At 67.6% G+C, this 25,421-nt stretch carries 24 protein-coding genes; 12 read left to right on the top strand and 12 right to left on the bottom strand.

All coding sequences use genetic code 11. The annotated features are described in order from the left end of the window. Positions 1–115: 115 nt before the first annotated feature. Positions 116–1,825: a tetratricopeptide repeat protein gene (locus HBF32_RS09565; RefSeq protein ID WP_338039755.1), complete on the bottom strand. Its 1,710-nt coding sequence runs from the start codon at positions 1,823–1,825 to the stop codon at positions 116–118. Positions 1,826–1,972: 147 nt separating this feature from the next. Here HBF32_RS09565 and hemA point away from each other — a divergent pair, with 147 nt between their 5' ends. The 3 genes from hemA to ppk2 all read left to right on the top strand — a co-directional run bounded on the left by hemA (position 1,973) and on the right by ppk2 (position 5,375). Further along, positions 1,973–3,244, top strand: coding sequence for a glutamyl-tRNA reductase (gene hemA, locus HBF32_RS09570; protein WP_166699408.1), 1,272 nt, complete (start codon positions 1,973–1,975; stop codon positions 3,242–3,244). A 144-nt stretch (positions 3,245–3,388) separates the two neighbouring features. After that, a complete protein-coding gene (gene prfA / locus HBF32_RS09575) occupies positions 3,389–4,471 on the top strand; it encodes a peptide chain release factor 1 (RefSeq protein WP_166699409.1) in 1,083 nt (360 codons plus the stop codon). Positions 4,472–4,604: 133 nt separating this feature from the next. Continuing rightward, positions 4,605–5,375 carry a polyphosphate kinase 2 gene (gene ppk2 / locus HBF32_RS09580; RefSeq protein ID WP_166699410.1) on the top strand — a complete coding sequence of 257 codons (771 nt, stop codon included), beginning with the start codon at positions 4,605–4,607 and terminating at the stop codon, positions 5,373–5,375. A gap of 32 nt (positions 5,376–5,407) precedes the next feature. Here ppk2 and HBF32_RS09585 read toward each other — a convergent pair whose 3' ends face one another. The 7 genes from HBF32_RS09585 to HBF32_RS09615 all read right to left on the bottom strand — a co-directional run bounded on the left by HBF32_RS09585 (position 5,408) and on the right by HBF32_RS09615 (position 13,430). Continuing rightward, positions 5,408–6,265 carry a cytochrome c oxidase assembly protein gene (locus HBF32_RS09585; RefSeq protein WP_166699411.1) on the bottom strand — a complete coding sequence of 286 codons (858 nt, stop codon included), beginning with the start codon at positions 6,263–6,265 and terminating at the stop codon, positions 5,408–5,410. A gap of 4 nt (positions 6,266–6,269) precedes the next feature. Then, positions 6,270–8,123 (bottom strand): GldG family protein, encoded by a 1,854-nt coding sequence (locus HBF32_RS09590; RefSeq protein WP_166699412.1) that lies wholly within the window; start codon positions 8,121–8,123, stop codon positions 6,270–6,272. Positions 8,124–8,125: 2 nt separating this feature from the next. Further along, positions 8,126–8,860, bottom strand: a complete 735-nt coding sequence (locus HBF32_RS09595) for an ABC transporter permease subunit (protein WP_166699413.1) — start codon at positions 8,858–8,860, stop codon at positions 8,126–8,128. Further along, positions 8,857–9,789, bottom strand: coding sequence for an ABC transporter ATP-binding protein (locus HBF32_RS09600; RefSeq protein WP_166699414.1), 933 nt, complete (start codon positions 9,787–9,789; stop codon positions 8,857–8,859). Before HBF32_RS09600 ends, HBF32_RS09595 begins: the two co-directional genes overlap by 4 nt. A 121-nt stretch (positions 9,790–9,910) precedes the next feature. Further along, positions 9,911–11,293 (bottom strand): SRPBCC family protein, encoded by a 1,383-nt coding sequence (locus HBF32_RS09605; protein WP_166699415.1) that lies wholly within the window; start codon positions 11,291–11,293, stop codon positions 9,911–9,913. A gap of 227 nt (positions 11,294–11,520) precedes the next feature. Next, positions 11,521–12,162, bottom strand: a complete 642-nt coding sequence (locus HBF32_RS09610) for a response regulator (protein WP_045829465.1) — start codon at positions 12,160–12,162, stop codon at positions 11,521–11,523. Further along, positions 12,159–13,430: a sensor histidine kinase gene (locus tag HBF32_RS09615; RefSeq protein ID WP_166699416.1), complete on the bottom strand. Its 1,272-nt coding sequence runs from the start codon at positions 13,428–13,430 to the stop codon at positions 12,159–12,161. The genes HBF32_RS09610 and HBF32_RS09615 overlap by 4 nt, the downstream gene beginning before the upstream one ends. Positions 13,431–13,621: 191 nt before the next feature. Here HBF32_RS09615 and HBF32_RS09620 point away from each other — a divergent pair, with 191 nt between their 5' ends. From HBF32_RS09620 to HBF32_RS09640, 5 genes are read left to right on the top strand one after another with little or no spacing between them, the layout of a single operon-like run. Further along, positions 13,622–14,215: a GNAT family N-acetyltransferase gene (locus HBF32_RS09620; protein ID WP_166699417.1), complete on the top strand. Its 594-nt coding sequence runs from the start codon at positions 13,622–13,624 to the stop codon at positions 14,213–14,215. Continuing rightward, on the top strand, positions 14,212–14,982 hold the full coding sequence (minC, locus tag HBF32_RS09625; RefSeq protein ID WP_166699418.1) for a septum site-determining protein MinC: 771 nt from the start codon (positions 14,212–14,214) through the stop codon (positions 14,980–14,982). The genes HBF32_RS09620 and minC overlap by 4 nt, the downstream gene beginning before the upstream one ends. Positions 14,983–15,012: 30 nt before the next feature. After that, positions 15,013–15,825 carry a septum site-determining protein MinD gene (minD, locus tag HBF32_RS09630; protein ID WP_166699419.1) on the top strand — a complete coding sequence of 271 codons (813 nt, stop codon included), beginning with the start codon at positions 15,013–15,015 and terminating at the stop codon, positions 15,823–15,825. Positions 15,826–15,827: 2 nt separating this feature from the next. Continuing rightward, positions 15,828–16,100: a cell division topological specificity factor MinE gene (gene minE, locus HBF32_RS09635; protein WP_166699420.1), complete on the top strand. Its 273-nt coding sequence runs from the start codon at positions 15,828–15,830 to the stop codon at positions 16,098–16,100. A 16-nt stretch (positions 16,101–16,116) separates the two neighbouring features. After that, positions 16,117–16,626 (top strand): hypothetical protein, encoded by a 510-nt coding sequence (locus tag HBF32_RS09640; protein WP_425482193.1) that lies wholly within the window; start codon positions 16,117–16,119, stop codon positions 16,624–16,626. Positions 16,627–16,659: 33 nt separating this feature from the next. Here HBF32_RS09640 and HBF32_RS09645 read toward each other — a convergent pair whose 3' ends face one another. Further along, entirely contained in the window at positions 16,660–17,928 is a 1,269-nt protein-coding gene (locus HBF32_RS09645; protein WP_166699421.1) for a multidrug effflux MFS transporter, read from the bottom strand. 112 nt (positions 17,929–18,040) lie between these two features. Here HBF32_RS09645 and crcB point away from each other — a divergent pair, with 112 nt between their 5' ends. The 4 genes from crcB to HBF32_RS09665 all read left to right on the top strand — a co-directional run bounded on the left by crcB (position 18,041) and on the right by HBF32_RS09665 (position 21,102). Beyond that, positions 18,041–18,430, top strand: a complete 390-nt coding sequence (crcB, locus tag HBF32_RS09650; protein WP_166699422.1) for a fluoride efflux transporter CrcB — start codon at positions 18,041–18,043, stop codon at positions 18,428–18,430. Positions 18,431–18,483: 53 nt separating this feature from the next. Continuing rightward, positions 18,484–19,608 carry a cyclopropane fatty acyl phospholipid synthase gene (gene cfa / locus HBF32_RS09655; protein WP_166699423.1) on the top strand — a complete coding sequence of 375 codons (1,125 nt, stop codon included), beginning with the start codon at positions 18,484–18,486 and terminating at the stop codon, positions 19,606–19,608. A gap of 48 nt (positions 19,609–19,656) precedes the next feature. After that, a complete protein-coding gene (locus HBF32_RS09660) occupies positions 19,657–20,811 on the top strand; it encodes an MFS transporter (protein WP_166699424.1) in 1,155 nt (384 codons plus the stop codon). 81 nt (positions 20,812–20,892) lie between these two features. Then, positions 20,893–21,102 carry a hypothetical protein gene (locus tag HBF32_RS09665; protein WP_166699425.1) on the top strand — a complete coding sequence of 70 codons (210 nt, stop codon included), beginning with the start codon at positions 20,893–20,895 and terminating at the stop codon, positions 21,100–21,102. Here the strand turns inward: HBF32_RS09665 and HBF32_RS09670 are convergent. The 3 genes from HBF32_RS09670 to HBF32_RS09680 form a co-directional block, all read right to left on the bottom strand. Next, complete coding sequence (locus HBF32_RS09670) at positions 21,083–21,511, bottom strand: hypothetical protein (RefSeq protein ID WP_166699426.1); 429 nt, start codon at positions 21,509–21,511, stop codon at positions 21,083–21,085. The genes HBF32_RS09665 and HBF32_RS09670 overlap by 20 nt on opposite strands. Before the next feature lie 87 nt (positions 21,512–21,598). Next, the gene (locus HBF32_RS09675; protein WP_166699427.1) at positions 21,599–24,034 is read right to left on the bottom strand and encodes a GH92 family glycosyl hydrolase; all 2,436 of its coding nucleotides are present in this window, start codon (positions 24,032–24,034) and stop codon (positions 21,599–21,601) included. Between the two features lie 13 nt (positions 24,035–24,047). Further along, positions 24,048–25,415, bottom strand: a complete 1,368-nt coding sequence (locus tag HBF32_RS09680) for a glycoside hydrolase family 125 protein (RefSeq protein WP_166700495.1) — start codon at positions 25,413–25,415, stop codon at positions 24,048–24,050. Positions 25,416–25,421 lie beyond the last annotated feature (6 nt).

The following is a 25,421-nucleotide window of genomic DNA, read 5'->3' on the forward strand; positions in this document are numbered from 1 at the left end:
GCTTGTGTGGGAGCCGCTTCGGCGGCGATGGGTGCTCGCCGCGAGCTTGCCCGCTGCCGCGGGATCGCCGCTGGAGCGGCTCCCACAAAAAAGCGCGCCCGCCCGGGAGAACGTATCAAGGACGCAGCTTCCGCTCGGTCTTTTCCAGCGCGGCGTTCTTCGGATCGATCCGGCGCACCTCGTTGAGGAGCTTGCGTGCCTCGTCGTGACGGCCGCGCGTCCACAGCACCTCGGCGAGGTGCACGCCGATGTCGGCGTCCTTGCGCTGGGCCCAGGCACTGCGCAGCGTGCTCTCGGCCTGGTCGAGCTCGCCCTGGCGGAATTTCAGCCAACCCCAGGAATCGGCCACGGACGGATCGTCGGGCCGCGCCGCGCGGGCGGCCTGGATGAGGTTCTGCGCCTCGCCCAGGTCGCGGTCGTTGTCCGCGAGCGTGTAACCCAGCGCGTTGCTGGTCTCGATGTCGCCGGGCTTGAGTTCGAGGATCTTGCGGAAGTCGGCCACGGCATCGTCGACCCGGCCCGCTTCCGCGTACGCGAGGCCGCGCCCGTACAGCATGTCGGTGTCGTCGGGCTTCACCCGCAACGCCTTGCCGTATGCGTCGGCGGCGGCGTCGAAGCGACGTGCGTCCATGTACAGCTCGCCGTCCACCGCGAAGGCCTTGAGCAACTGCTCCGGGCGCTCGGCATACGTGGTCTGGAGCTCGGCCACGATCTCGTGGGCGTCGTCGTCCTTGCCCTGCATGTGCAGCACCACGGCGCTGCGCACGGAGGCGTCGAAGATGCGCGGATCGTCGTCGCCCACCGCGGCGTACCAGTCGAGCGCGTCTTCCTGCTTGCCCAGCAGCTCGGCCAGCTGCCCGAGGGTGAACGCGTTCTCCGTCTGCACGTCGTCGGACTGCCTGCGGATGTCGTCGTAGAGCTTGCGGATGGCCGCCTTGTCGTTGGCCCGGGCGGCGAGGCTCAAGCGCATCGCGTAGGTATCGGGGTTCTGCGCACCGGTGGAAAGCAGCCGGGTGGCGGCCTTCCTGTCGCCCAGCTGGACCAGGAGGGTGGCGTAGGCCATGCGCAGCCGGGCGTTCGTCGGCTCGCGCTCCACGGCCTTGGCGAACAGCTTCCTCGCGGCGGCCTTGTCGCCGGCCCGGAAGGCCTGCTGGCCCGCCCACGCATAGGTGGTTCCGTTGTGGAAACGGGCCAGCGCCGCCTCGCCGATCGTCTTGGCGTAATCGTGGCGGCCGAGGTTTTCGCCCAGCTCGGCCATGGCCAGCCAGGCCGTCGAATCGTTCGGCAGGCGCTGGGGGGTGGCGATCCGCTCGAGCAGCACGCCGGCCTGGGCGGCGTCGCGGCCGCTGACGAGGATCCTGCCGAACTCGCGCCAGGCGTCCGGATCGCCGGTGGCTACCAGGGCGTCGAGCTGCCGCTGCGCTTCCGCCGTGTCGCCCCGATCCAGGGCCATGCGAGCGCGGGCCGATGCCAGTTCGGCGGGCTTCGCGCCGAGGGTGGCCCAGCGCGCCACCGCCTTGCCGGCGGCCGCCTGGTCGTGCACGGCCAGGGCGAGTTCGGTGGCCCGGGCGGCGACCTTGGGATCGTCGCTCAGGAGCGTGGCCTTGGCGTAGGCGTCCGAGGCGCCCTTGAGGTCCGTGGCGGCCAGCGCGAAATCGCCGGCCATCAGCAAGGCCTGGAGGTCGCGCTCGGGCGGCACGATGGCCACGTTCAACCGGTCCAGTGGCTGCACGCCGGTGCGGGTGGCCTTGGGTGGCTCCGCCGGTGGCGCCGTGACGCAGCCCGCCAGGGCCGCCATCGCCGCCAGGACTGCAAAATGCCGCACTTGCTTGAACTTGGACCGACCGCTCAGCACACTACTCTCCGTCATTCCCGTTAGGCACCTGCAAGCGCCGACGCCTTGGTAGGGGCACAATGCGCCCTTAGCTTAGCCGACGCCACCCAAGCCGACCCAAGCCGACCCAAGCCCGTCATGCCACTCATCGCCCTCGGGCTCAATCACCTCACCGCGCCGGTCAGCCTGCGCGAGCAGGTGGCCTTCGACGCCACGGTGGCACCCGAGGCGCTGGGCGACCTCACCCGCCAACCCGGGGTCGAGGAGGCGATGATCCTCTCCACCTGCAACCGTACCGAGCTGTACTGCAGCGTGGCCGAGGGTTTCGAGACGGTGCCGGGCCAGTGGCTGTCGCGTCAGCACCGATTGACCCCGCAACGCCTCGACGAGTTCCTCTATCGGCACGACGAGCAGGACGCCGTGCGCCACATGTTCCGCGTGGCGACGGGCCTGGATTCCATGGTGCTGGGCGAACCGCAGATCCTCGGCCAGGTGAAGGAGGCCTACCAGCAGGCCCGCTCGGCGCAAAGCCTGCGCGCGCCGATGGAGCGCCTGCTGCAGCACACCTTCGCGGTGGCGAAGCGCGTGCGCACGGATACCCGCATCGGCGAGCATACCGTGTCGGTCGCGTACACCGCCGTGCGGCTGGCCGAGCAGGTCTTCACCGACCTGCGCCAGGCCTGCGTGTTGCTGATCGGCGCGGGGGAAACGATCGAGCTCGCGGCCCGCCACCTGGCCGACAAGAACGTGCGCCGCCTCATCGTCGCCAACCGCACGCTGGAGAACGCGCACGAACTGGCCGGCCGCTACGCCGGCTATGCCATCTCCCTGGCCGACCTGCCCCGCCACCTCGCCGAGGCGGACATCGTCATCACCTCCACGGCCTCGCGCCTGCCGGTGGTGACGCGGGCGATGGTCTCGGACGCGATCGCCGAGCGCCGCCGCCGGCCCATGTTCATGGTCGATATCGCCGTGCCCCGCGACATCGAGCCGGACGTCGCCACACTCGACGACGTCTATCTCTACGGCATCGATGACCTGAAGCAGGTCATCGACGAGAACCGTCGCTCCCGCGAGCTGGCCGCGCGCGAGGCGGGCGCCATCATCGACCTGCAGGTCGAGCGCTACATGGCCTGGCGCCGCGCGCTCAACCTGCGCAATCCCGCCGTGGACCTGCGCATCGCCGCCGAGGCGCAGCGCGACGAGGTCCTGGCCAAGGCCCAGGCCATGCTGGCCAGGGGCCGGTCGCCCGAGGAAGCCCTCGCCTTCCTCGCCAACACCCTCACCAACAAGCTGCTGCACGCACCCAGCGCGCGCCTGCGCGATGCCGCCATGGCGGGCGATCTCGACCTGCTCCATGCCGCCGGCCGCCTGTATGGGCTAGACCCGGACGACGACGTTTCCGCATGATGTGCCGGATCTTGTAGGAGCCGCTAGCGGCGAGGGACCCACCGCGCCGCTCCATCGCTCCGTGGGCTTCTCGCCGCTATAGCGGCTCCTACATTGTCGGCTGGCTTCTCGCCGCTCTAGCGGCTCCCACAGTTTAGTGACCGAATGACTCCCTCGATCCGCCGCAAACTCGAAGCCCTCGCCGAACGCCACGAGGAGATCGGCTTGCTGCTCGCGCAGCCGGACGTACTGGGCGACAGCCAGCGTTTCCGCGACCTCTCGCGCGAATACGCGCAACTGGAGCCCGTCGCGGCGTCGCTGAAGGAACACGACGAAGCCGAACGCGAGCTGGCCGATACGCGTGCCATGCTCGACGACCCCGAGATGCGCGACATGGCGGCGGACGACATCGACCGCATCGAGTCGCACCTGGCCCGCCTGGACGGCGAGTTGCAGATCCTCCTCCTGCCGAAGGACCCGCGCGACGAAGGCAACCTGTTCCTCGAGGTGCGCGCGGGCACCGGCGGTGACGAGGCGGCGATCTTCGCCGGTGATCTGTTCCGGATGTATGCGCGCTACGCCGAACGCCAGCGCTGGCACCTCGAGATACTCAACGCCAACGAGGGCGAGCACGGCGGTTACAAGGAAATCGTGGCGCGCATCGAGGGACGGGGCGCCTATTCGAAGCTGAAGTTCGAATCCGGTACGCACCGCGTGCAGCGCGTGCCCGAAACCGAATCGCAGGGTCGCATCCACACCTCCGCCGCGACGGTGGCGATCCTGCCCGAACAGGACGAGGTGGGCGACATCGAACTGCGCGACGCGGACCTGAAGGTGGACACGTTCCGTGCTTCCGGCGCGGGCGGCCAGCACGTCAACAAGACCGATTCGGCCATCCGCATCACCCACCTGCCCACGGGCACCGTGGTGGAATGCCAGGACGAGCGCAGCCAGCACAAGAACCGCGCCCGTGCGATGAGCCTGCTGAAGGCGCGCCTGCTCGACGCGGAGCGAAGCAAGCAGAGCGCGGCCCAGGCGGAATCGCGCCGTCTCCAGGTCGGGTCCGGCGACCGCAGCCAGCGCATCCGCACCTACAACTTCCCGCAGGGCCGCATCACCGACCACCGCATCAACCTCACCCTCTACCGCCTGACCGAGGTCATGCAGGGCGACCTTGACGAGTTGATCGACACCCTCACCCGCGAAAACCAGGCCGACGAGCTGCAAACCCTGACGGCCGGGGGGTGAGCCCCTACCCTGTAGGAGCCGCTATAGCGGCGAGGGAAGCTGCCTTATCGCTTCATCGCTCCGTTGGCTTCTCGCCGCTATAGCGGCTCCCACAAATAAGGCACACTAGGAACCTGGTCCGAGGAGCCGTCGCATGGGCAAGAAGAAACACTACGAAAAGGCGCTCGAAGACCTGCAGATCGAACTGATCGGCCTCACCCGCTGGCTGCGCCACACCGGCAAGCGCATGCTGGTGATCTTCGAGGGCCGCGATGCCGCCGGCAAGGGCGGCACGATCAAGGCGATCACCGACAAGCTCGACACGCGCGCCGCCCGCGTCGTGGCGCTGGGCAAGCCCAGTGCGACCGAGGAAACCCAATGGTACTTCCAGCGCTATGTGGCCCACCTGCCCTGCGCCGGCGAACTCGTCCTCTTCGATCGCAGCTGGTACAACCGTGCGGTGGTCGAGCCGGCCATGGGCTTCTGCACCGACGAGCAATACCAGCGCTTCATGAAGGCCTGCCCGGTGTTCGAGAAGATGCTGGTCGACGACGGCATCATCCTCATCAAGTACTGGCTCTCGGTCGACCAGGCGGAGCAGGAAAAACGCTTCGCCGAACGCGCCGCCGATCCGCTCAAGCGCTGGAAGCTCTCGCCGGTGGACGTCAAGGCCCGGGAAAAATACGCGGAGATGGGCGATCTGCGCGATGCCATGATCCAGCACACGCACACCGCCGACGCACCCTGGTTCGTGGCGGACTTCGACGACCAGAAGACGGGTCGCCTGAACGTGATCCGGCACCTCCTCGACCAGGTGCCCGACAAGCTGACGCCCGACAAGGAATTCAATCTTCCGCCGTTGAAGGGCAAGCCGAAGAAAGACAAGGTCACCGCGAAAGCGGAGCGCGTGCCCGAGGTTTATTGAGTCGTTCCACGGTGCGAAGGAAACCGCGGAGGCTAAGGGTGCGCGATGGTCGGGCGGCGCGGCCGCACCGCGCGGCGTGGCAAGCGCCCGTTGCGCGAGAGGTGCAGCCACTGGCGCAGCGCCAGCAGGCCGCCGATCGATTCGATCATCGCGGCGGGCACCCACATGATGACGCCACCGATCAGCTGGCCGGTCAGAACGTTCAGGGTGAAGGCGCGCCCGCAGATCTCGAAGATCGGGTAGAGGTCGGTCTTCGAGAACGTGACGATGGCGCCGGCCACGATCTGCGGCGTCATCGTGATCGCCGGCGACAGCACGCGCCAGCCGGGTGACATGCGACCCGGCGGCTTCGGCCGATGGTCGAGCACCAGCCACCAGTAAGCCAGGCCGGACACGATCATCGACCAGTTCATCGCGCGGTAGATGCGCCAGTCCAGCATCGCCAGCGTCTGCATGTCCGGGATCAGCCAGACCAGGATCAGGGCCACGAAGAACAATGTGACGAAGGCCGGATTGAAGGCCATGGCCGCGAACGTCCGCCACGCAAGCGAGCGCCCTGCCCGCCGCACGCGCACGCGCCAGGCCAGCGGAAGGCCTGCACGCAGCGCCGTACCTGGATACGCCGCGACGATCAGCAGCGGCGCCAGGTGGTGGAGGAGCACCTGCTGGATGCGGTGCATGAAGAATTCGTGCTCGGCGAAATAGTCGAAGTACGTGTGCAGCGACACATAGACCATCGCCATGCCCGCCCAGAACACCACCTGCCGCCTCCCCGGCACGCGCAGGCGCCGCGAGCCGCGCGCATACAACCATGCGGTGCCGGCGAAGGCGAGCAGGAATACCCAGGAGAACTCCCAGGGCACGATCCATTTCAGCACGACGTCGAGCATGACCTCAGACCACGCGGCGGCTGCGGCGCGTGCGCCGCCAGCCGTAGATCAGGCCGATCAGGGCGACGATGCCGGGCACCAGCACGATGTTGATGAACTTCAGGCGCAGGCCGAGCGCGTCGATCTCCGCGTTCAGCTGGTGCTGCACGTCGCGCAACTCCTTGCCGATGGCGAGCTTGCGCTGCAGGTACTGCTCCACCTCGCGGCGTTGCTCCACGGTGGCGGTCGCGGCCGCCGGCGAGTTCTTCGCCGGCTGCAGTTCGGCGAGACGGCGCTGCGTCTCGTACAGTTCGTTCTCCAACTCGCGCTTCTTCACGAGGAACTTGCGGTCGGCGGCGGCCTGCAGCGCACGCACCTTCGTGAAGGGCCGCTGGGAATTCACACGGCCGCGAATGGACAGCAGCGCCGTCGAGCCGCCGAGGTTGTCGACGATGTTCGCCACGAAGTCGCCGTTGTTCGCGAACGGCGTGAGCTGCTGCTGGCCGAGCAGCGGCTGCACGTCGATCCAGAGCCGGTCCGACAGCAGGTCGGTGTCGCCCACCAGCACCACCTCGCCCGGCGCCGCGGCCTGCGAGAGGTGGCCTTTCTCCTCGCGCTCGGGGAAGGCGGAGTGGAACGTGTCGCGCAGGCGCGCCGCGAGCACGTAGCGCTCGTGCGTGGGCGCGTAGTTGTCGAGCAGGGTCGACGGGTCCGACGCGGCGTCGCGCACGCGCTGTGCGGAAACCACCTCGGCTTCGTCCGAGGTCTGCACCAGCGGCACCAGGCGGGCCTTCGTGTCCGGGGCGAGTTCGAAGAACCCGGCGGTGGAGAAGTTCACCCGCTGGAGGCTGGCGGTCACCACGTCCTCGTGGTTGAGGTCCTGCGGACCCACGCCGAGCATCGCCGGATGCGCGAGGCTGCTGCCGTTCAATTCGATGCTCAGCGCGGCCGACCGGTCGAGTACCACCTTGGTCGGGTCGTACTCGACGCCCCATGCCTCGAACAGGCGGCGCAGGTCGGAGTCGTGGTCGTCCACCACGCCATGCGAGTCGACCAGCGGCGAGTTGTCCATTTCGGCATCGGGATCGACGAAGACGACGAGATGGCCGCCGCGCAACACGTACTGGTCGATCGCGTAGAGCGCGTCGTCGGACAGGTGCTTGGGATGGATCAGGAGGAGGACCTTCACCGCGTCGTCGATGTGCGTGAGGCCGTCGGGATCGATGGTGGTCACATCGGCCAGCTGGTCGAGCTGGCGCAGCACCGTCCAGGCGGGTTCGCCGATCACGAGGTTGCCTTCCACCGGCAAGGTGCTGATCACGCCAAGCCGCGGCTTCGTGGGCATGCCCAGTTCGTAGAGCAGCTTCACGATGTCGTACTCGACGAAGGCCTCGCGCGCGGGATCGAAGAAGGGAATGGCCTGCGGCGGCACGTCGCCGGTACCGCCCATGCCGACCAGCCCGAAGAACACCCGCTCGCCGTTGCTGCCGCCCGTGGCGGGCGACAGGCCATAGCTTTCCGCCGCATCCTCGTCGTCGGAATACGGCACCGGATCGATCACCCTGAAGCGAATGCGTCCGTGCGCGCGCACGGCGATCTCGCGCAGCATCTCGTGCACGCGTTGCTCATAGCTGCGCAGCTGCGGAAGGTCGCGGGTCGCGTGCTCGGAGAAATACAGGGTCAGGGTCAGCGGCTTGTGCAGGCCGTCGACGATCTTCTGCGTGCCGGGGGTCAGCGTGTACACGCGGTCCGCCGTGAGGTCCATGCGCGCGGTGCGCAGCGACATCGAGCTGATCGCGATCGCCACGAGGAACAGCGCGGCGATGCCGAGCAGGCTCAGGCGCAGCAGGAAGGAGCGGGAGAGCGTCAGGCTGCGCATGGTCAGCGCGTCCGCTTCAGGTCGAGCACGACGACGCTGGCGGCCAGCCAGGCGACGATCGTGGCGAAGAAGTACACCAGGTCGCGCAGGTCGAGCACGCCGCGGGCGATCGCGTTCGCGTGGCGGGTGATGCTCAACTGGCCCATCGCGCCGAGCAGCTTCGGCGGTATCGAGTCCTGGAAGAAGTCCAGTACCTGCGGCTGGCCGACGAGCAGCAGCAGGAAGCACACGGCCGCCGTGAGGATGAACGCGACGATCTGGCTGCGAGTGCTGGTCGACATGCAGGTGCCGATGGCGAGGAACGCGCCGGCCATCAGCCAGCTTCCTACGTATCCGGCCAGCACGACGCCGTTGTCCGGATCGCCGAGGTAGTTCACGGTGACCCAGATGGGAAAGGTCAGGGCCAGGCAGATGCCGATGAAGCCCCAGGCCGCGAGGAACTTGCCCAGGACGGCCTGCGAGATCGTCACCGGCAGTGAGAACAGCAATTCCAGCGTCCCGGAAGCCCGCTCCTCCGCCCAGGTGGACATCGTCACCGCCGGCACCAGCACGAGGTACAGCCAGGGATGCATGTCGAAGAACGGCTGCAGGTCGGCGAGGCCGCGGTCGTAGAAATCGCCGGTATAGAAGGTCAGCAGCCCCGCCAGCACCAGGAAGATCACCATGAACACGTAAGCCACGGGGGTGACGAAGTACGACCAGAGTTCGCGGCGCGCGATCGCCATCACCGCCTTCATGCCTGCGCCCCGCGCTGGGTGGTGATCTGGCGGAACACCTCGTCGAGGCGGCCGCGCTCGAGCTGGATTTCCGAGACCTCCAGGTTCTGCGTGCGCAGCAGGGCCTGCACGTCGTCGAGGATCGGCTGGCCCGCGCGCGGGAACACCGTTACCCGGCCATCCAGCGGATCGACCTCCACCATCGCCACGCCGGGGATGCGCGCCAGCATCTCGCGGGACACGCCGCTGCCCGCCGCGCTGAACGACACCGCGCCGTGGTAGCGCGAGCGCGCCTCGAGCTCCGCGGGGGTCGCATCCGCCAGCAGCCTGCCGTTGGCGATGATCGCGACGCGGTTGCACAGCGCGTGCACCTCTTCGAGGAGGTGCGTGGAAATGAGGATGGTGCGCTCGCGCGCCATCGCATCGATCAGCATGCGCACGGAATGCTTCTGGTTCGGGTCGAGGCCATCGGTGGGTTCGTCGAGCATGAGCACCGGCGGGTCGTGCAGGATCGCCTGCGCGAGGCCCACACGACGGCGCAGGCCCTTCGAGAGCGTACCGATCGTCTGCTCCAGCACCTCGTCCAGCTCCAGCCGCATCACCACCTCGTCGAAGCGGCGGAAGGCCACGTCGCGCTCCAGCCCGCGCACGCGGATCATGAAGACGAGGAACTCGCGGATCGTCATCTCGCCGTAGCTCGGCGCGCCCTCCGGCAGGTAGCCGAGCGCGCGCTTCGCCGCCAGCGGCTCCCTGCGCACGTCGTGTCCGCACACGCGCGCGGTGCCGGAGGTGGGCGTGAGGAAACCCGCGATCATGCGCATGGCGGTGGACTTGCCGGCACCGTTGGGACCGAGCAGGCCCAGCACCTGGCCGGGCTCGGCACGCAGGCTCAGCGAGTCGACCGCAGTCAGCGGGCCGTAGCAGCGGGTGAGTCGGTCGGTTTCGATCATCGCAGGCCAGTGTAGCCAAGGACGGGCGACGAATGGGGTGTTGCTTGCCCGGGCGAGAGGCACCTCCAAACGAAAAGAGCCCCGGGCGATGCCGGGGCTCTTCCTTACCTGGGTGCGAGGCTTACTGCGCCGCGGTGCCGGCCGGGGCCGGGGTGGTACCGGCCGGAGCCGGTGCCGTGCCCGCCGGCGCGGGAGCCGTCGACGAACCGGCCGGAGCCGACTCCTCGAGGCCGGGCTGCTTCATGCCCGCTTCCTGTTCCGGCGTCTGGTCGGGAATGTTGTCGCCCTGCAGCGGCAGGTAGATCTCGAACTTCTGCTCGTCGTAACCCTCGATGGTGCCCTTGTTGTTCACCGGGGCCTTCACCTGGATGTCGTACGCGCGGTAGGTCACGTCGTCGAACTTGTAGCCGTGGGTCTGCGAGTAGGCCTCGAGCATCTGGCGGGTCTGCGGCAGACCGGCGCCGGTGCCGTTCCACTCGGCCGTCAGGGCCTTGCCACCGAAGGCGAGCACGGCCTTGACGTTGCCGTCGACGATCACGCGGCCGAACCTGTCCTTGCTGCCCGGCGTGGCGGTGGCGGCCGCAGCGGCGGGAGCGGCGGCGGTCGAGGCCTCGGCCGGTGCGGCGTCGAGCGACGGACGCTGGGCGGCGGTGATCTCGACGTCCTGGCCGTCGATCTTCAGCGTGGTGGTGTCGATCTCGGCAGCCACGTCGAAGGTGTAGTTCTGGTCGCCCCAGTTCGTCGTGAAGGTGATGCGCGGGCTGACGATGTTCACGCCCAGCTTCTTCGCCGCCGCCTGGATCTCGGCCATCGCCTTGTCCGACGCGGTGTCGACGTCGTCGAGCGTGCGCGGAGCGGTGGTCGACACGAACAGCACCGGCTTGGCAGGCTGTTCGACGATCGAGGGAACCATCTTGCTGTAGTCGATGTTGGGGATCGACGCCATCAGGTTCTGCAGGTTGGACAGGCTGAACTGGATCAGCGCGTCCGGATCGCCGTGGATGTAGAGGTTCGAGAAGCGGCTGATGAGGTTGAAGCCGTAATCGACGTCGTACGACCAGTTCACCTTCACGAGCTTCTGGCTACGGCCGGCACGCTCGAGCTTGATGGTGAACTTCTTGTTCTCGCCGCGCCAACCGTTCTCCAGGTTCCAGACGATCGTGCCCTTGCCGGCATCGGAGATCTCGGCGAAGTTCGGATCGATCGAGGCGATTTCCAGCGAGCCGTCGCCCACCTTCTCGTCGCTGGCCTTCCAGGCGATCTTGGCGCCCGGGCCATAGGCCTTGCCGGACAGTTCGAACTGCACCTTCGGATCGAACGACCGCAGGACGGTGTAGTCCGGGAAGCGGCGGAAGTTGCTGAAAACGTCGTAAACCTGGCGCAAATCCTTGCTGATAAGCATTTCGCGCTCGACATGTCCGGTCGAGGGCATGGCCACGCCGACCACGACACCGAGCACGGCGACGATGACGAGGGCGACAATAAATTCTAACAGACGCGTCATTCCACGGATCTCCGAACGTCTTACGAACAGGCTCCACGCGCGGCCATGGACGCCGTGCGGTCACCCCTGAAGAATCGGCCCGTGGCAGGGGTTCGCCCGCGCCGAAAGAGCCGATGGTACTTGCTAGCGGCGGCGAACGCCATTGGGTGGCCTGCACTTTTTCTCAAGCCCGCACAAGCCGATTTTCGGCAGGTGCGGCCTTCCCCTGTCGCCCGGTCAGCCTGTGGTCAGACGATGCCCAGCTCCAGCGCCTTCAGGACCGCCCGCGTACGGTCGCGGACACCCAGCTTGGAGAGGATGTTGGACACGTGGTTCTTCACCGTACCCTCCGCGACGCGCAGGGAATTGGCGATTTCCTTGTTGCTGTAGCCGCCCGACAGCAGGCGCAGGATCTCCGTCTCACGCTCGGTGAGCGGGTCCGGCTGCTCCAGGCTGGAAAACTGGTTCTGGATCCGACCCACGCCCGCCAGCAGGCGCTGCGTGACCATCGGGGCGACCAGGGACCCGCCCGCGGCGACGGTCCGGACGGCCTCGACGAGCTGGTCGAGCGAGACGTCCTTCAGCAGGTAGCCGCGCGCGCCCGCCTTCAGGCCCGACAGCACCAGCTGGTCGTCGTCGAAGGTGGTCAGGATGATCGTGGGCGGCAGTTCGTTGCGGCCGCCGAGCGCCTGGAGTACCTCCAGTCCGCTCATGTTCGGCATGCGCAGGTCCAGCAGCACCACGTCCGGACGCACCTGGGGAATGGTCTGTACCGCCTGCGCGCCATCGGCGCATTCGGCCACGACACGGATGTCGCCGGCCAGGTCGAGCAGGGAGCGGATGCCCTGGCGGACCAGGTTCTGATCGTCAACGAGGCAGACGGAGATCATGGAAGATCCTCGGAAGGAACGGAGAGTTTGGCACGCGGCACGTCCTCGGGCTCGTCGCCCAGGGGCGGACCGAATATCTGGCGGGGCGGTGCGTGGGCCAGCGAGGGCTCCTCGCCCAGCGGCAGGCGGGCGGTCAGGGCGAATCCGCCGGCCGGGTCGGTGCGGAACGTCACCGTGCCGCCGAACTCGGCAAGCCGCTCGCGCATGCCGGTGAGGCCGTTCCCCGGACGGAACGTCCCGCTCCCGCCGCCGCGGCCGTCGTCGCGGGCGTCGAGGCAGAGCTCGTCCGGCCCGGTGTGGCGGAAGGTCAGCCAGAGATGGCGGGCGTTGGCGTGCCGCACGGTATTGGTAAGGATTTCCTGCACGCAGCGCAGCAGCACCTGGGCCCGGCGCGGGTCCTCGACGCCGAAGCGGGGTGGGACGGTCAGGCGCACCTCGAGCCCCGGCACGCCCTCGGTGAGGCTGCGCAGGGCCTGGGTCAGGTCGATGGCATCGTCCTGGCGCAGTTCGCTCACTACCTCGCGCACGTCGGAGAGCAGCTGTTTCGCCGTGCTCTGGGCCTTCAGCACGTGCTCGCGGGCCACGTCGTTGGTGAGGTGGCTGGCCACTTCCAGGTTGAGGCTCAGGGCCGTGAGGTGGTGTCCGACAAGGTCGTGCAGGTCGCGCGCGATGCGCATGCGCTCGGCGATACGGGTGGATTCGGCCAGCAGGGCCCGCGTGGCGCGGAGCTCCGAATTCAGGCGACGCAGCTCCTCGCGCTCCTCCGCCTGCTGGCTGGCGACCATGGAGGCGACGAAGACCAGCGCCGAGAAACCGAAATACAGGCAGGCCTGCATGAGAGCGCTGATGACGCTCCATCCGGGCACCTCGGCGAACACCGGCACCAGGGCCACGTGGGCCACCACCATCCAGGCGATGCCCAGGGGCAGGCTGACCAGCCAGGGCACCACCGTGGCCACGATGATCAGCAGCAGCGCGCCCACGCCGCTCTTGCTCAGCGCGCCGATCGCCAGCGCCGTGCCGGTCAGGATCACCAGCACCGCGACGCGCGTGGCGCCGTTCAGGCGGGCCCCCAGCTGGTTGGTCAGCAGCCAGTGGACCAGGCCGAAGACAAGGTAGCAGGCGGTCCAGGCCAGGAGCGCGACATCGCCGATCGCGCCCGGCCCGCTGCCGGCGCGCTGCATCGACAGGGGAAGACCCGCACAGAGGAACACGAAGTACGTCGCGTAGCGGAGCAGGCGGACGTGGTTGAACTGGACCTTGGACATGTTCGCATCATAGGGCTTCGCGAGCCCCGCACCACCTGACTGAAGTCACGTGCGCGCAAGCGGCAAGCATCGGCTTTACAACGGTTTTACAAGCCCGGATCGCCCCCCGGCGCGATCCGGGCATGCCATAATGCCGCGCATCGCGGCGGCCCGGGGGTCGCCTTTCCACGAACACACAAGCGGAGCAACGAATGGCCCTTGCCATCCGCGACGTGCGCGAGCACGACCTGGATGCCGTGCTGGCACTCAACAATGCCGCAGGCACGGGCATCCTCGCCACGGACCTCGACCGGCTGCGTCACCTGTACGAGATCGCCCACTATTTCCGCGTAGCCGAGCAGGACGGTCGCATCCTCGGCTTCCTCATCGCGATGCGCCAGGACGCCGATTACGCCAGCCAGAATTTCCGCTGGTTCCAGGCCCATTACGAAAGCTTCGTGTATATCGATCGCATCGTGATCGCGTCGCAGTCGCGCGGCCACGGCCTGGGCCGGATCTTTTATTGCGATGTACAGAGCTATGCAGAGGTACGCGTGCCGCTTTTGACCTGCGAGGTGTTCCTCGAACCCCGCAACGACCAGACCGTGCTCTTCCACGGCACCATGGGTTTCCAGGAAGTGGGCCAGCAGAAGATGGAAGAAGGCCCCAAGGTGAGCCTGCTCGCCCGCGAGCTGCCCAGCTTCCCCTTCGTTCGCGAGCGTTACCTCGAGCACGGCGGCCTGCCGAAGGTCGAGTGGCTGGCCGAACGCCAACGTCCCATCGACGGTGTGGGAGCCGCCGCATGAGCGCCCGCGCCGAATCCCTCGAGGCCGCCTGCGACCTGCGCTTCGGCCAGGTGGGCATCGCCTGCGTGCGCCTGCGCCGGGTCGATGCCGCCGCGCTGGTGGAAGAACTGGAGCGCCGCGTGCGCTCCGCCCCGCAGATGTTCACGCGCGCGGCGGTGGTGCTCGACCTCTCGCACCTCCCGAAGCTGCCCGACGACGGCATGGTCGACGCACTGCTCGAAGCCATCCGCAGCGCCGGCATGCTGCCGGTCGGCCTCGCCTACGGCACCAGCGAAACCGAAGCCCTCGCCGAACGCATGGGCCTGCCCCTCATCGCCAAGTTCCGCGCCCAGTACGAACCGGCGCAGGGCGAGGCCGCCGCACCGGCGCCCGCGCGGGAACCCGCGTCGGCGCGCGCAGCCGCGCCGCTCGCCGACGACACTGCCGGCAACGGCATCGCGACCGCCCAGCATCACTCGGGCAGCACCGTGCGCTCGGGCCAGCAGGTGTATGCGCGCGACCGCGACCTCGTCGTCACGGCCGGCGTCGCCAATGGCGCCGAGGTCATCGCCGACGGCTCGATCCACGTTTACGGAAGCCTGCGCGGCCGCGCCATGGCCGGCGCGCAGGGTGACGAATCGGCACGCATCTTCTGCTCCGACTTCCGCGCCGAACTCGTCGCGATCGCCGGGCACTACCGCGTGTTCGAAGACATGCCCAGGGAATTCGAAGGCCAGCCCGTACAGTGCTGGCTCGACAATGGAAAACTCATGATCGCGCGACTCTAACCAGCGCATTGCAGCACTCGGAGACATCACTTGACTGAAATCATCGTCGTCACCTCCGGCAAAGGCGGAGTCGGCAAGACCACCACCAGCGCCTCCCTCGCGACCGGCCTCGCCATGCAGGGCAAGAAGGTCGCCGTCATCGACTTCGACGTCGGCCTGCGCAACCTCGACCTCATCATGGGGTGCGAGCGGCGCGTGGTGTACGACTTCGTCAACGTCGTGCACGGCGAAGCCGCGCTCAAGCAGGCGCTGATCAAGGACAAGCGGCACGAAAACCTGTTCGTGCTCGCCGCCTCGCAAACCCGCGACAAGGATGCCCTCACCCAGGAAGGCGTCGAGAAGGTACTCGACGATCTGGTGAAGGAAGGTTTCGACTACGTTGTCTGCGACTCCCCCGCCGGCATCGAGAAGGGCGCACACCTGGCGATGTACTTCGCCGACCATGCCGTGGTCGTGGTGAACCCGGAGGTGTCCTCCGTGCGCGACTCCGACCGCATCCTCGGCCTGCTCGCGAGCAAGACCCGCCGCGCCGAGAAGGGCGAGGGTCCGGTGCAACAGCACCTGCTGCTCACGCGCTACAACCCGAATCGCGTCGAAGCCGGCGAGATGCTCAGCGTGAAGGACGTCGAGGAAATCCTCGGCATCTCCGTCGTCGGCGTCATTCCGGAATCGGAAAACGTGCTCGCCGCATCGAATGCCGGCGTGCCGGTGATCCTCGACGACGACTCGAACGCCGGCGCGGCGTACAAGGACACCGTGGCCCGCATCCTCGGCGAAGAGCGCCCCCTGCGCTTCCTCGAGCCGGTCAAGAAGGGCTTCCTCAAGCGCGTCTTCGGAGGTTGAGCATGGGTATCCTCGATTTCCTGAAGCGCAAGCCCGAGCCGAGCGCCGGCGTCGCCAAGGAGCGCCTGCGCATCATCGTCGCCCAGGAGCGCTCGACGCGCGGCGGCCCCGACTACCTGCCGCTGCTGCGCAACGAGCTGCTGGAAGTCATCCGCAAGTACGTCAACGTCGACGTCGAGGCCGTGAACATCAACCTCGAGCGCGATAGCGGCCACGAGGTGCTGGAGCTGTCCGTCGCCCTGCCCGACGGCAAGCCGGCCGCCTCGGCGGGTTGAATCCGTGGGCGGGAGCGTGAGTCACTGGGTCCCTGACGTCGCGGGGACGACGACGGCTTCCGGCGATCCCGCCGACGCGGTGCTGCGCGTCGGCGGGATCGGCTTCGATGGGCCGCGCGCGCTGCTCGCCCGGCACGGCCTGATGCTCGTGCCCGTCGCCGACGGCGAGGCCATTCCCGGCAGCTTCTGGGGCGACACCGAGGCCGGCATCATCGGTACGACGGTCTATGCACGGGCCGACACCCCGGTGCATTCCCTTCTGCACGAGGCCTGTCACCTCATCGTGCTGCCTGCGGAAAAACGCGCGCTCGTGCATACCGACGCCACCGATTCCATCGAGGAAGAGGACGCCACCTGCTACCTGCAGATCGTCCTGGCCGACCAGTTGCCTGGCGTCGGCTCCGCCCGACTGATGGAAGACATGGACCGCTGGGGCTACACCTACCGCCTCGGCTCGACGCGCGCATGGTTCGAGCAGGATGCGAGCGAAGCGCGGGCTTTCCTGCGCGCCCGCGGCCTGCTTTAGGAAAAAACCGCCCGCGGAAGGCCCGGAACCGGATCAACCGGGCTCGTTGCGCTCGATCTGCGCGACCACGTTCGTCGCCGCCGCGGCCTTCGCCGAGGCCAGCCGGCGGCGCTCCAGGTAGATATACCAGCCCCAGCCACCCAAGCCGATGGCGCACATCGCGGTGGCGCCCAGGGCGAGCGTCAGCATGCTGCCCGACAGCGCCGGCGACAGCACGCCCGCCACCAGGGCCGTGACCAACAGGCTGAAGAACGCCTGCACCGAGGACACGCCGCCGCGTTGTTCGGGGAATCGATCCAGCAAAAGCAGGGTCAGCGTGGGAAAGGCGAGCTGCACGCCGCAACCATAGAGCGCCAGCGGCAGCGTGGACCATGGCACGCGCGGCGTATCCATCGTCATCGACAGGACCAGGCTGATGGCGCAGGACGAGAGCATCGCCACGTAACCCCAGGTCACCGTGTTCGCCGCGCTGACCCGTCCCGCCACGCGGCCCGAGATGAACGCCCCCGAGACCATGCCGGTCACCACCGGCACGAACAGCCAGGGGAAACCGTCCACGCCCAGGTGCAGGTGGTTGCGGATCACCTGCGGCGCCGAGGCCACATAAAGGAACAACCCGGAGAAATTGACCGAGCTGGAGATCGCCAGTGGCCAGAACGGCAGGTCGCGGCCGATGCGCAGGTAACCGGCAAGCAGCGGGCGCGGCCGGAACACGGTGCGCTTCTCCACCGGATGCGATTCCATCAGGAAAGTCCACACGCTGAAGGTCAGCAACAGCGTGAAGCCCGACAATGCCCAGAAAATGCCGCGCCAGCCGTCGATGCCGAGCAGCCAGGCGCCGACGATGGGGGCGATGGCCGGCGCGACGCCGAAGATCATCATCACCTTGGACATCATCCGCTGGGCTTCTTCGCCGTGCATGGTGTCGCGTACCACCGCGCGGCCGACCACGATGCCCGCGCCGCCGCAGAGCCCTTGCAGCACGCGGCATCCCAGCAGGAACGCGAAGCTCGGCGCCATGGCCGCCCCCAGGGAGGCCACGGTGTAGAGCGCCATCGCGATCACGATGACGGGTTTGCGCCCGTAGGCGTCGGACAGCGCGCCGTGGAAGAGGCTCATCGCCGCGTAGGCCAGCAGGTACACGCTGAGCAGCTGCTGCAAGGCGACGTCGCCCACGCTGAATTCGCGGCCGATGTCCGGAAAGCCAGGAAAGATCGCGTCGATCGAGAACGGCCCGATCATCGACAGCGCCGCGAGCAACAGGGGAAGATGGCGACGCGGGTCGCGGGTCGCTGGCGACATGGTGCGGCAGTGCCCTACGGGGAAGAGCGCAAAGTATAACCGCAGGGTCTTGCGCTCGCGGTCCGGCGGCCATCGGTTCATAATCGGTCCAACGATCCTTCGCGGGGGTAACGTGGGTTACACGGGGTTCCTGGCCGTCGGCATAGGCGGCATGCTGGGTTGTTGGCTGCGCTGGTGGCTCGCGGTCGCCTTCAACCCCCTCTTTCCGACGCTGCCGCTCGGCACCCTCGCGGCCAATCTCACGGGTGGCCTGCTCATGGGCATCGCCCTGGGTGTCTTCGATCACTTCCAGACACTGCCGGTCGAGGCACGCCTGCTCGTCGCCACCGGCTTCCTCGGCGGCCTCACCACCTTCTCCACCTTCTCGGCCGAAGCCTCCGCGCTGCTGCTGCGCCAGCAGTACGCGTGGTTCGCCGCGCATGCGGGGCTGAACCTGGCGGGATCCATCGCCATGACGATCGCCGGCCTGGCGATCACGCGCGGAGTACTCCGGCACTTCTAGTCATACGACGCCGCGCGGTGCGGCAACGAGGGTCACAAGGAATCATCGACGCCATGAACCACGATTCTTCTTCTCTCCGGACACGCGCGCAGGAATTGCTGGAACACGCCGGCGTCACCATCGGCGGCGACCGCCCCACCGACCTCGTGGTGCACGACGAGCGCACCTACGCCCGCGTCTTCGCGCATGGTTCCCTTGGCCTCGGCGAGGCCTATATGGACGGCTGGTGGGACGTGGCCGACATGCCCGGCTTCTTTGCCCGCGTGCTCTCGTCGCACCTCGACGAGTCGCTGCGCACGCTGGACACGCTGATCGCGCACCTCAAGGCCCGCTTCCTCAACATGCAGCGCGGCGAGAACGCCTGGGAGGTGGGCCGCCAGCATTACGACCTCGGCAACGACCTCTTCGAGGCGATGCTGGGCAAGCGCCTGGTCTACTCCTGCGGCTACTGGGCCCAGGCGGACAACCTGGACGACGCGCAGGAAGCCAAACTGGACCTCATCTGCCGCAAGCTCCAACTGACACCCGGCCAGCGCATCCTCGACATCGGCTGCGGCTGGGGCGAGGCGCTGAAGTTTGCCGCGGAGCGTTATGGGGTGAGCGGCGTGGGCGTCACCATCTCCCGGGAACAGGCGGCTTTCGCGCGCGACCTGTGCAAGGGACTGCCGATCGAGATCCGGCTGCAGGACTACCACGAGCTCGACGAGCGCTTCGACGCCATCCTCTCGGTCGGCATGTTCGAACACGTCGGCGGCAAGAACCATCGCAGCTGGTTCGAGGTGGCCCGGCGATGCCTGCGGCCGGGCGGCCTCGCCCTGCTCCACACCATCGGCAGCAACGGTGCGCCGGGCCGGCCCGATCCGTGGATCGAAAAATACATCTTCCCCAATTCGGTCATTCCCGCCATGAGCCAGGTCGCCGCGGCCCTGGAAGGCCTGTTCGTGGTGGAGGACTGGCACAACTTCGGCGCCGACTACGACCGCACGCTGATGGCCTGGCGGGAGAATGTCGACGCCGCATGGCCGCGCCTCTCGGCGAGCTACGATGAGCGGTTCCGGCGCATGTGGCACTTCTACCTCGGCTGTTCGGCGGGCGTGTTCCGCAGCCGGCGCGACCAGTTGTGGCAGCTCACGCTCTCGGCGGAAGGCGTGCCCGGCGGCTATCGCGTGCCGCGCTGACGGAGCGAGCCGGACCTGCCGGCGATCCCACGGCATTGACGGAAGCGTATGAACGAACTCGTCGAAACGGACGTCCCTGCACGGCTCGACCGGCTGCGCTGGGGACGCTTCCACACCCTGGTCGCCACCGCGCTCGGCATCACCTGGGTGCTCGACGGCCTCGAGGTCACCATCACCGGCGCCATCGCCGGGGCGCTCAAGTCGAGCCCCGTACTCCACTTGAGCGATACCCAGGTGGGCCTCGCGGGCAGCCTCTACCTCGTCGGCGCCGTCGCCGGCGCGCTGGGCGCGGTGGTCCTGCTCGATACCGGATGGCTGCCGCCGGAGATCGGCTGGCGATTCACCTTCGGGCTCGGCGCCGTGCTTGGCCTGGGCATCCTCGTCCTGCGCCGCTGGATTCCGGAAAGCCCGCGCTGGCTCATGCTGCACGGACGCATCGGCGAAGCCGAGGCCATCGTCCGCCAGATCGAAGACCGCCTCGGCGCCGCGCCGCCGGACCGGCCGCTGCCGCGCCTCCGCCTTCGGCCGCGCGGCCTCACGATGGCCGACGTGGCCTCCACGCTGTTCCGGCTGTATCCGAAACGCACGCTGCTCGGCCTGGTGCTGATGGCGACCCAGGCCTTCTTCTACAACGCGATCTTCTTCACTTACGCCCTGGTTCTCGGGCGCTTCTATGGCGTGGCCGATGCCGATGTCGGGCTTTATCTCCTGCCCTTCGCGGCAGGCAACTTCCTTGGCCCGCTGCTGCTCGGCAGGTTGTTCGACAGTGTGGGCCGACGGCCGATGATCGCGGCGACCTATGCCCTGTCCGGTTTGCTCCTGTTCGCCACGGCGTGGCTGTTCGTCAACGGCTGGCTCGATGCGCGCATGCAGACGCTCGCCTGGAGCGCGGTGTTCTTCTTCGCCTCGGCAGCCGCAAGCTCGGCCTACCTCACGGTAAGCGAAAGCTTTCCCCTGGAACTTCGGGCCCTGGCCATCGCCCTGTTTTATGCCTTCGGCACGGCGCTTGGTGGCGTCGCGGGGCCGTGGCTGTTCGGCACACTCATCGGTACCGGCGAACGCGGCGCCATCGGCGGCGGGTACGCGCTGGGCGCCTCGCTCATGCTCGTCGGCGCCGTGGCGGCCTGGTGGCTGGGGCTCGCCGCCGAACGCCGGCCGCTCGAGGACGTCGCCACGCCGCTCGCTCACGCCGAGAATCCATAAGTGCGGACCACTCCTACAGCACTTTCTTTCGTGTCCCGCTAAACTGCGCCCACCTCAGCAGTTCACCAGGGAATCCAGGGCGTGCAGCAACGTAATTTCGCCGTATCGGTGGTCCAGCCCGGCGGCAAGGTCGCCATCGAGATCGAGTTCAACGAGAAGGTCCACGGCCTGTCCGGCGACACCGTGTGGCTGTCGCTCGAGGACGACGCCAGCCTCGAAGACGCCGAAGCCCTGCGCGCCCTGCTCGAGCGCATCGGTCACCGCATCACGGTCACGAACGTACGCTCCTGACCTGCGCGGCGGTGTCCTTCACGGCCACCGCAAGCGGCACGACGCGCGGCGCGAGCCGATGGTGGTTCACGCCGTGCACTTTCCCGCATCCGAGGCAATGCCGGGTCCGGCCCAGTCCGTGTCGCGCCGCGCGCGGCGGCCCGAGCAGACAACCGCACACATAGCAGCCGGCGATCGCACCGCGGTCCCATAGCCGGAGCTTCAGGGTCTGGATAGCGACCAGGACCAGGCCGATCGCCAGGCCGGCGGCGAACGTCCACGCCGGCAGGTTCGAATACAGGGAAAGGGTGCCGAGATCGCCCGGCATCCCTTGCGTCGCCTTCAGCGCGGCCGCCCCCAGGGTTCCGCCGGCAACCGCGAGCCCGGCGGGCAGGTACAACCGAAAAACCATGCGTCCCACGTACGACATGCGTATGCCCCCTTCTCCCTGCCGGATCCTCCCGGCGAGGGCAGATTGTCGGTAAGGGGGTCTATCGATTGTGAACGGCGGGAGGCATCAGGCTTTCGCGGGGCTCCCGAACGACGGCGGGCGGTCGGCGGCGGACTTGCCGAACGATTCGTTCGGCGTGTCGCCCATGACGAACGACAGCGTGCCGCCTGCCGTGAGCTCCTTGTGCGAAATCCAGCTCTTCGTCCACGGCTGGCCGTTCCAGGTCACCGACTGGATGTACGCGCGACCCGGCCCATTGTCCTTCGTCTCGATCACCAGCGTCCGGCCACCGCCGACCTTCAGTTCCGCGCGGTCCAGGATCGGGCTGCCGAACACGTAGTTCGTGCTCACTGGGTCCACCGCATACAGGCCCATCGCGCTCATCACGTACCAGGCGCTCATCTGGCCGCAGTCCTCGTTGCCGGGAAGGCCGTCGGGTTCGGGCAGGTACATCGTCTCGAGCAGCATGCGGACGCGCGCCTGCGTCTTGTGATGCGTGCCGCTGTATGCGTAGAGGTAGGGCATGTGGTGCCCCGGCTCGTTGCCGAAAGCGTACTGGCCCACCAGGCCGGCGATATCCGGCGGCGCATTGTCCGGCAGCGTCGGGTCGGCATTGAACAGCGCATCGAGTTTCTTCTCGAACGCCTGCTCGCCACCGAACAGTGCCATGTAGTTGTAGACGTCGTGCTGGTTGAGGAAGGTGGCCTGCCAGGCGTTCGACTCGGTAAAGTCGCGCCAGCGCTTCGAATGCCCGATGGAGACCGGGTCGAACGGCTCGATCCAGCTGCCGTCCTCCGCGCGCGGACGCACAAACTGCTTTTCCTTGTCGAAGACATTGGCGTAGTTCTTCGACTGCTTGCGCAGCAGCTCGGCATCCTCGGCATGCCCTAGCGCGTCGGCCATGTGCGCCACCGCCCAGTCGTCGTATGCGTATTCGAGCGTCTTGCTGACCGCCTCGCCTTCCTTGTCGCTGGGGATGTAACCGAGCTTGCGGTAATAGGTCAGGCCGAAATAATCGTCCTGCATCGCACGCCGGCGGAACACCGGCCAGGCCTTCGCGTAATCGATGCCGGTGAAGCCCTTGGCCTGCGCTTCGGCGAGCACGACGGCGGAGTGGTAGCCGATCATGCACACCGTCTCGATACCCTGCAGCGGCCACACCGGTGCGCCGCTGGGGCTTTCCACCGCGTTGCGGACGATGCCGTCGACGAGGTCGGGCACGCGCTCGGATTGGTAAAGCGTGAGCAGCGGATGCTCTGCGCGATAGGTGTCCCACAGCGAATAGGTGCTGTAATTGTGCCGCCCCTCGGGCAGCGTGTGCACCGCCTTGTCCATGCCGCGGTAGCGGCCGTCGATGTCGCTGAAGACCGTGGGCGCGAGCATCGTGTGGTAAAGCGAGCTGTAGAAGGTACGCTTGATCTTGTCGGACGACGAGTCGATATGGATCTTCGAGAGCTCTCCTTCCCACTCGGCCTCGGCCGAGGCGCGCACCGCCTCGAAGTCCCAGCCGGGAATCTCGCCGTCGAGGTTGCGCATGGCGCCGTCGATGTCGACGCCGGAAATGCCGACCTTGACCAGCAGCGGCGCCGACGACGCCTTGTCGAAGTGCAGCGCGGCCTTCAGGTGGTCGCCCTTCGCGGCCGCCGTGCCGGCGGGCAGTGCCTTGTCGTCCTTGTAGAGCGTGACGCTCGCGACCGGACGGGACAGCTTCATCGCGAAATAGATGACACGCCCGCTCGCCCACTGCCACACGCGACGACCGCCCACGAGGGTATCGTTGCCGACCAGCGTCAGCTCGGCATCCGTGACGTTCGTCGGCTTGTCCATCGCGTCCGCGAAGCCATGGGTCAGGTCGACGAGCAGGTGGGCATCGCCTTCCTTGCCGAAGGTGTAACGGTGCATGCCCGCGCGCAGCGTGGCGGTCAGCTCGGCGAGAATGTCGAAACGCGTGAGCTTGGCGCGGTAGTAACCCGGATGCGCCTGCTCGCCCGTGTAATGCGAGCGATAACCCTTCACGCCGCTCTTGTAGCCCTTCGGCGCCTTGTCGCCGCTGACCTTCTTCGCATCGAAGCGCGACACGTAGTTCACACCGTCGTAGTCGCGGTCGCCCGGCTGCAGCAGGACGGGTCCCATCGACGGCATGACGAGGAAGTCGAGCATGTCGCTCGCACCCGTGCCGGACAGGTGGGTATGCGAGAAACCCATGATCGAGCCGTCGCCCTGGTGGTAACCGGACGAGCCGTCCCACTGCGCGTTATACGTATCGGGACTCAGCTGGACCATGCCGAACGGCCGGGTCGCACCGGGAAACGTGTGACCGTGGCCGCCCGTGCCGACGAAGACGTCGACGTAACGCAGGACGCCCTCTCCGGCGGTGCCGCCGCCGGTAGAGGGCGCTTTCAGGCCTTCCTGCACGCCATCGGCCAGCGCGGTGAGGGAACCGAGCTGACCGATGGCCGTGACGGCAGCCATCCCTTGCAGAAAACGTCGACGGGTGACCATGCATTTGCTCCAGTTACAGGGTATCGGGGTGCTTGTCGGCGAGGTGGACCACCAGTTCGCCGAACAGCGTGTTGGCCCAGGCGAACCACGAACGCGTGAACGTCTTCGGGTCGTCCTGGTCGAAGGCCTCATGCATGAAGCCGGTGCCGGCGTGGGTGGTCTTCAGCCAGTGCAGGCACTGGCGGATCTCCGCCGCGTCGTCGGTGGTGAAGGCCTTCATCATGATCGACATGGGCCAGATCATGCGCAGACCTTCGTGCGGGCCGCCGATGCCTTCGCCGGCGCTGCCCTTGAAGAAATACGGGTTGTCCATGCTCCACACCTTCGCGCGGGTGCGCGCGTAACGCGCGTCGCGCGGCGTGCATTCAAGGTACGGCAACGCCAGGAGGCTCGGCACGTTGGCATCGTCCATGAACAGGCGATTGCCGTAGCCGTCCACTTCGTACGCCCAGTACTCGCCGGCCGGGTCCGGGATGGTGCCGTACTGCTCCACCGCGGCGGCAACCTCGTCGGCCATGGCGTTGCATTCCTTCGCGAAACCCTGGTCGCCATAGAACGTGGCGTGCATCTGTGCCAGGCGGCGCAGGGTGACGACGGCGAAGAGGTTTCCGGGGATGTTGAACGCGTACACCGTCGCGTCGTCCGACGGACGGAACATCTCGTGGATCATGCCCACCGGGCGCGTCGGCTGTCCGTAACCCTTCAGGAACTGGCTCTCGGTCGGGTTGGGCGACGGCCGCTGGAAATGGTACGGACCCGGGCCGTCCTTTCGCTGCTGTTCGCAGAAGGTGGTGAGGATCCGTCGCGTCGCCGCGCGCCAGGATTCGTCGAACGGTTCGCGGTCGCCCGTGGCCTGCCAGTAGCCGTGCGCGAGGCGCACCGGATAGCAGAGCGAGTCGATCTCCCACTTGCGCTCCGCCACGCCGGGGAGCATGGGCAGATCGGCCTGGGCCCAGTCGAGCTTGCTCGTGCCCTTCGGATCCGGCAGGAAGGCATTGGCGTACGGATCGATCGCAATGCAGCGGGCCTGACGGCGGATAAGGCCGCGAAACAGCTTGCGCAGCGCCTCGTCCTTGGCCACGAGCGGCAGGTACGGCCACACCTGGGCGGAGGAATCGCGCAGCCACATCGCATCGATGTCGCCGGTGACCACGAAGGTGTCCTCGTAGCCGTCGAGGCGGCCGACTTCCACCGTGGTGTCCAGCGTGTTCGGGAAGCAGTTCTCGAACAGCCAGGCCAGCTCGGGATCCCCGATCTTCTTCTTCGTCTTCGCGATCAGCGCTTCGACGGCTTTGCTGGTGAACTTGCGCTTGTCCACCGGCGGACGCTTGCTCGGGAAGCGCGAAGCGGCCACGGCGCTCATGCTGACGCCTCCGAGCATCGCCGC

The organism is Luteibacter yeojuensis (assembly GCF_011742875.1).
GTDB lineage: Bacteria > Pseudomonadota > Gammaproteobacteria > Xanthomonadales > Rhodanobacteraceae > Luteibacter > Luteibacter yeojuensis.

Coding starts and splice junctions, on each gene's coding strand:
- HBF32_RS09645 (WP_166699421.1), bottom strand. CDS start 17,928: ATGTCGCCAGCGACCCGCGACCCGCGTCGCCATCTTCCCCTGTTGCTC.
- cfa (WP_166699423.1), top strand. CDS start 18,484: ATGAACCACGATTCTTCTTCTCTCCGGACACGCGCGCAGGAATTGCTG.
- HBF32_RS09670 (WP_166699426.1), bottom strand. CDS start 21,511: ATGTCGTACGTGGGACGCATGGTTTTTCGGTTGTACCTGCCCGCCGGG.
- minC (WP_166699418.1), top strand. CDS start 14,212: ATGAGCGCCCGCGCCGAATCCCTCGAGGCCGCCTGCGACCTGCGCTTC.
- HBF32_RS09680 (WP_166700495.1), bottom strand. CDS start 25,415: ATGCTCGGAGGCGTCAGCATGAGCGCCGTGGCCGCTTCGCGCTTCCCG.
- HBF32_RS09675 (WP_166699427.1), bottom strand. CDS start 24,034: ATGGTCACCCGTCGACGTTTTCTGCAAGGGATGGCTGCCGTCACGGCC.
- HBF32_RS09660 (WP_166699424.1), top strand. CDS start 19,657: ATGAACGAACTCGTCGAAACGGACGTCCCTGCACGGCTCGACCGGCTG.
- HBF32_RS09610 (WP_045829465.1), bottom strand. CDS start 12,162: ATGATCTCCGTCTGCCTCGTTGACGATCAGAACCTGGTCCGCCAGGGC.
- HBF32_RS09590 (WP_166699412.1), bottom strand. CDS start 8,123: ATGCGCAGCCTGACGCTCTCCCGCTCCTTCCTGCTGCGCCTGAGCCTG.
- HBF32_RS09605 (WP_166699415.1), bottom strand. CDS start 11,293: ATGACGCGTCTGTTAGAATTTATTGTCGCCCTCGTCATCGTCGCCGTG.
- minE (WP_166699420.1), top strand. CDS start 15,828: ATGGGTATCCTCGATTTCCTGAAGCGCAAGCCCGAGCCGAGCGCCGGC.
- prfA (WP_166699409.1), top strand. CDS start 3,389: ATGACTCCCTCGATCCGCCGCAAACTCGAAGCCCTCGCCGAACGCCAC.
- HBF32_RS09595 (WP_166699413.1), bottom strand. CDS start 8,860: ATGAAGGCGGTGATGGCGATCGCGCGCCGCGAACTCTGGTCGTACTTC.
- HBF32_RS09615 (WP_166699416.1), bottom strand. CDS start 13,430: ATGTCCAAGGTCCAGTTCAACCACGTCCGCCTGCTCCGCTACGCGACG.
- hemA (WP_166699408.1), top strand. CDS start 1,973: ATGCCACTCATCGCCCTCGGGCTCAATCACCTCACCGCGCCGGTCAGC.
- HBF32_RS09600 (WP_166699414.1), bottom strand. CDS start 9,789: ATGATCGAAACCGACCGACTCACCCGCTGCTACGGCCCGCTGACTGCG.
- HBF32_RS09585 (WP_166699411.1), bottom strand. CDS start 6,265: ATGCTCGACGTCGTGCTGAAATGGATCGTGCCCTGGGAGTTCTCCTGG.
- ppk2 (WP_166699410.1), top strand. CDS start 4,605: ATGGGCAAGAAGAAACACTACGAAAAGGCGCTCGAAGACCTGCAGATC.
- HBF32_RS09620 (WP_166699417.1), top strand. CDS start 13,622: ATGGCCCTTGCCATCCGCGACGTGCGCGAGCACGACCTGGATGCCGTG.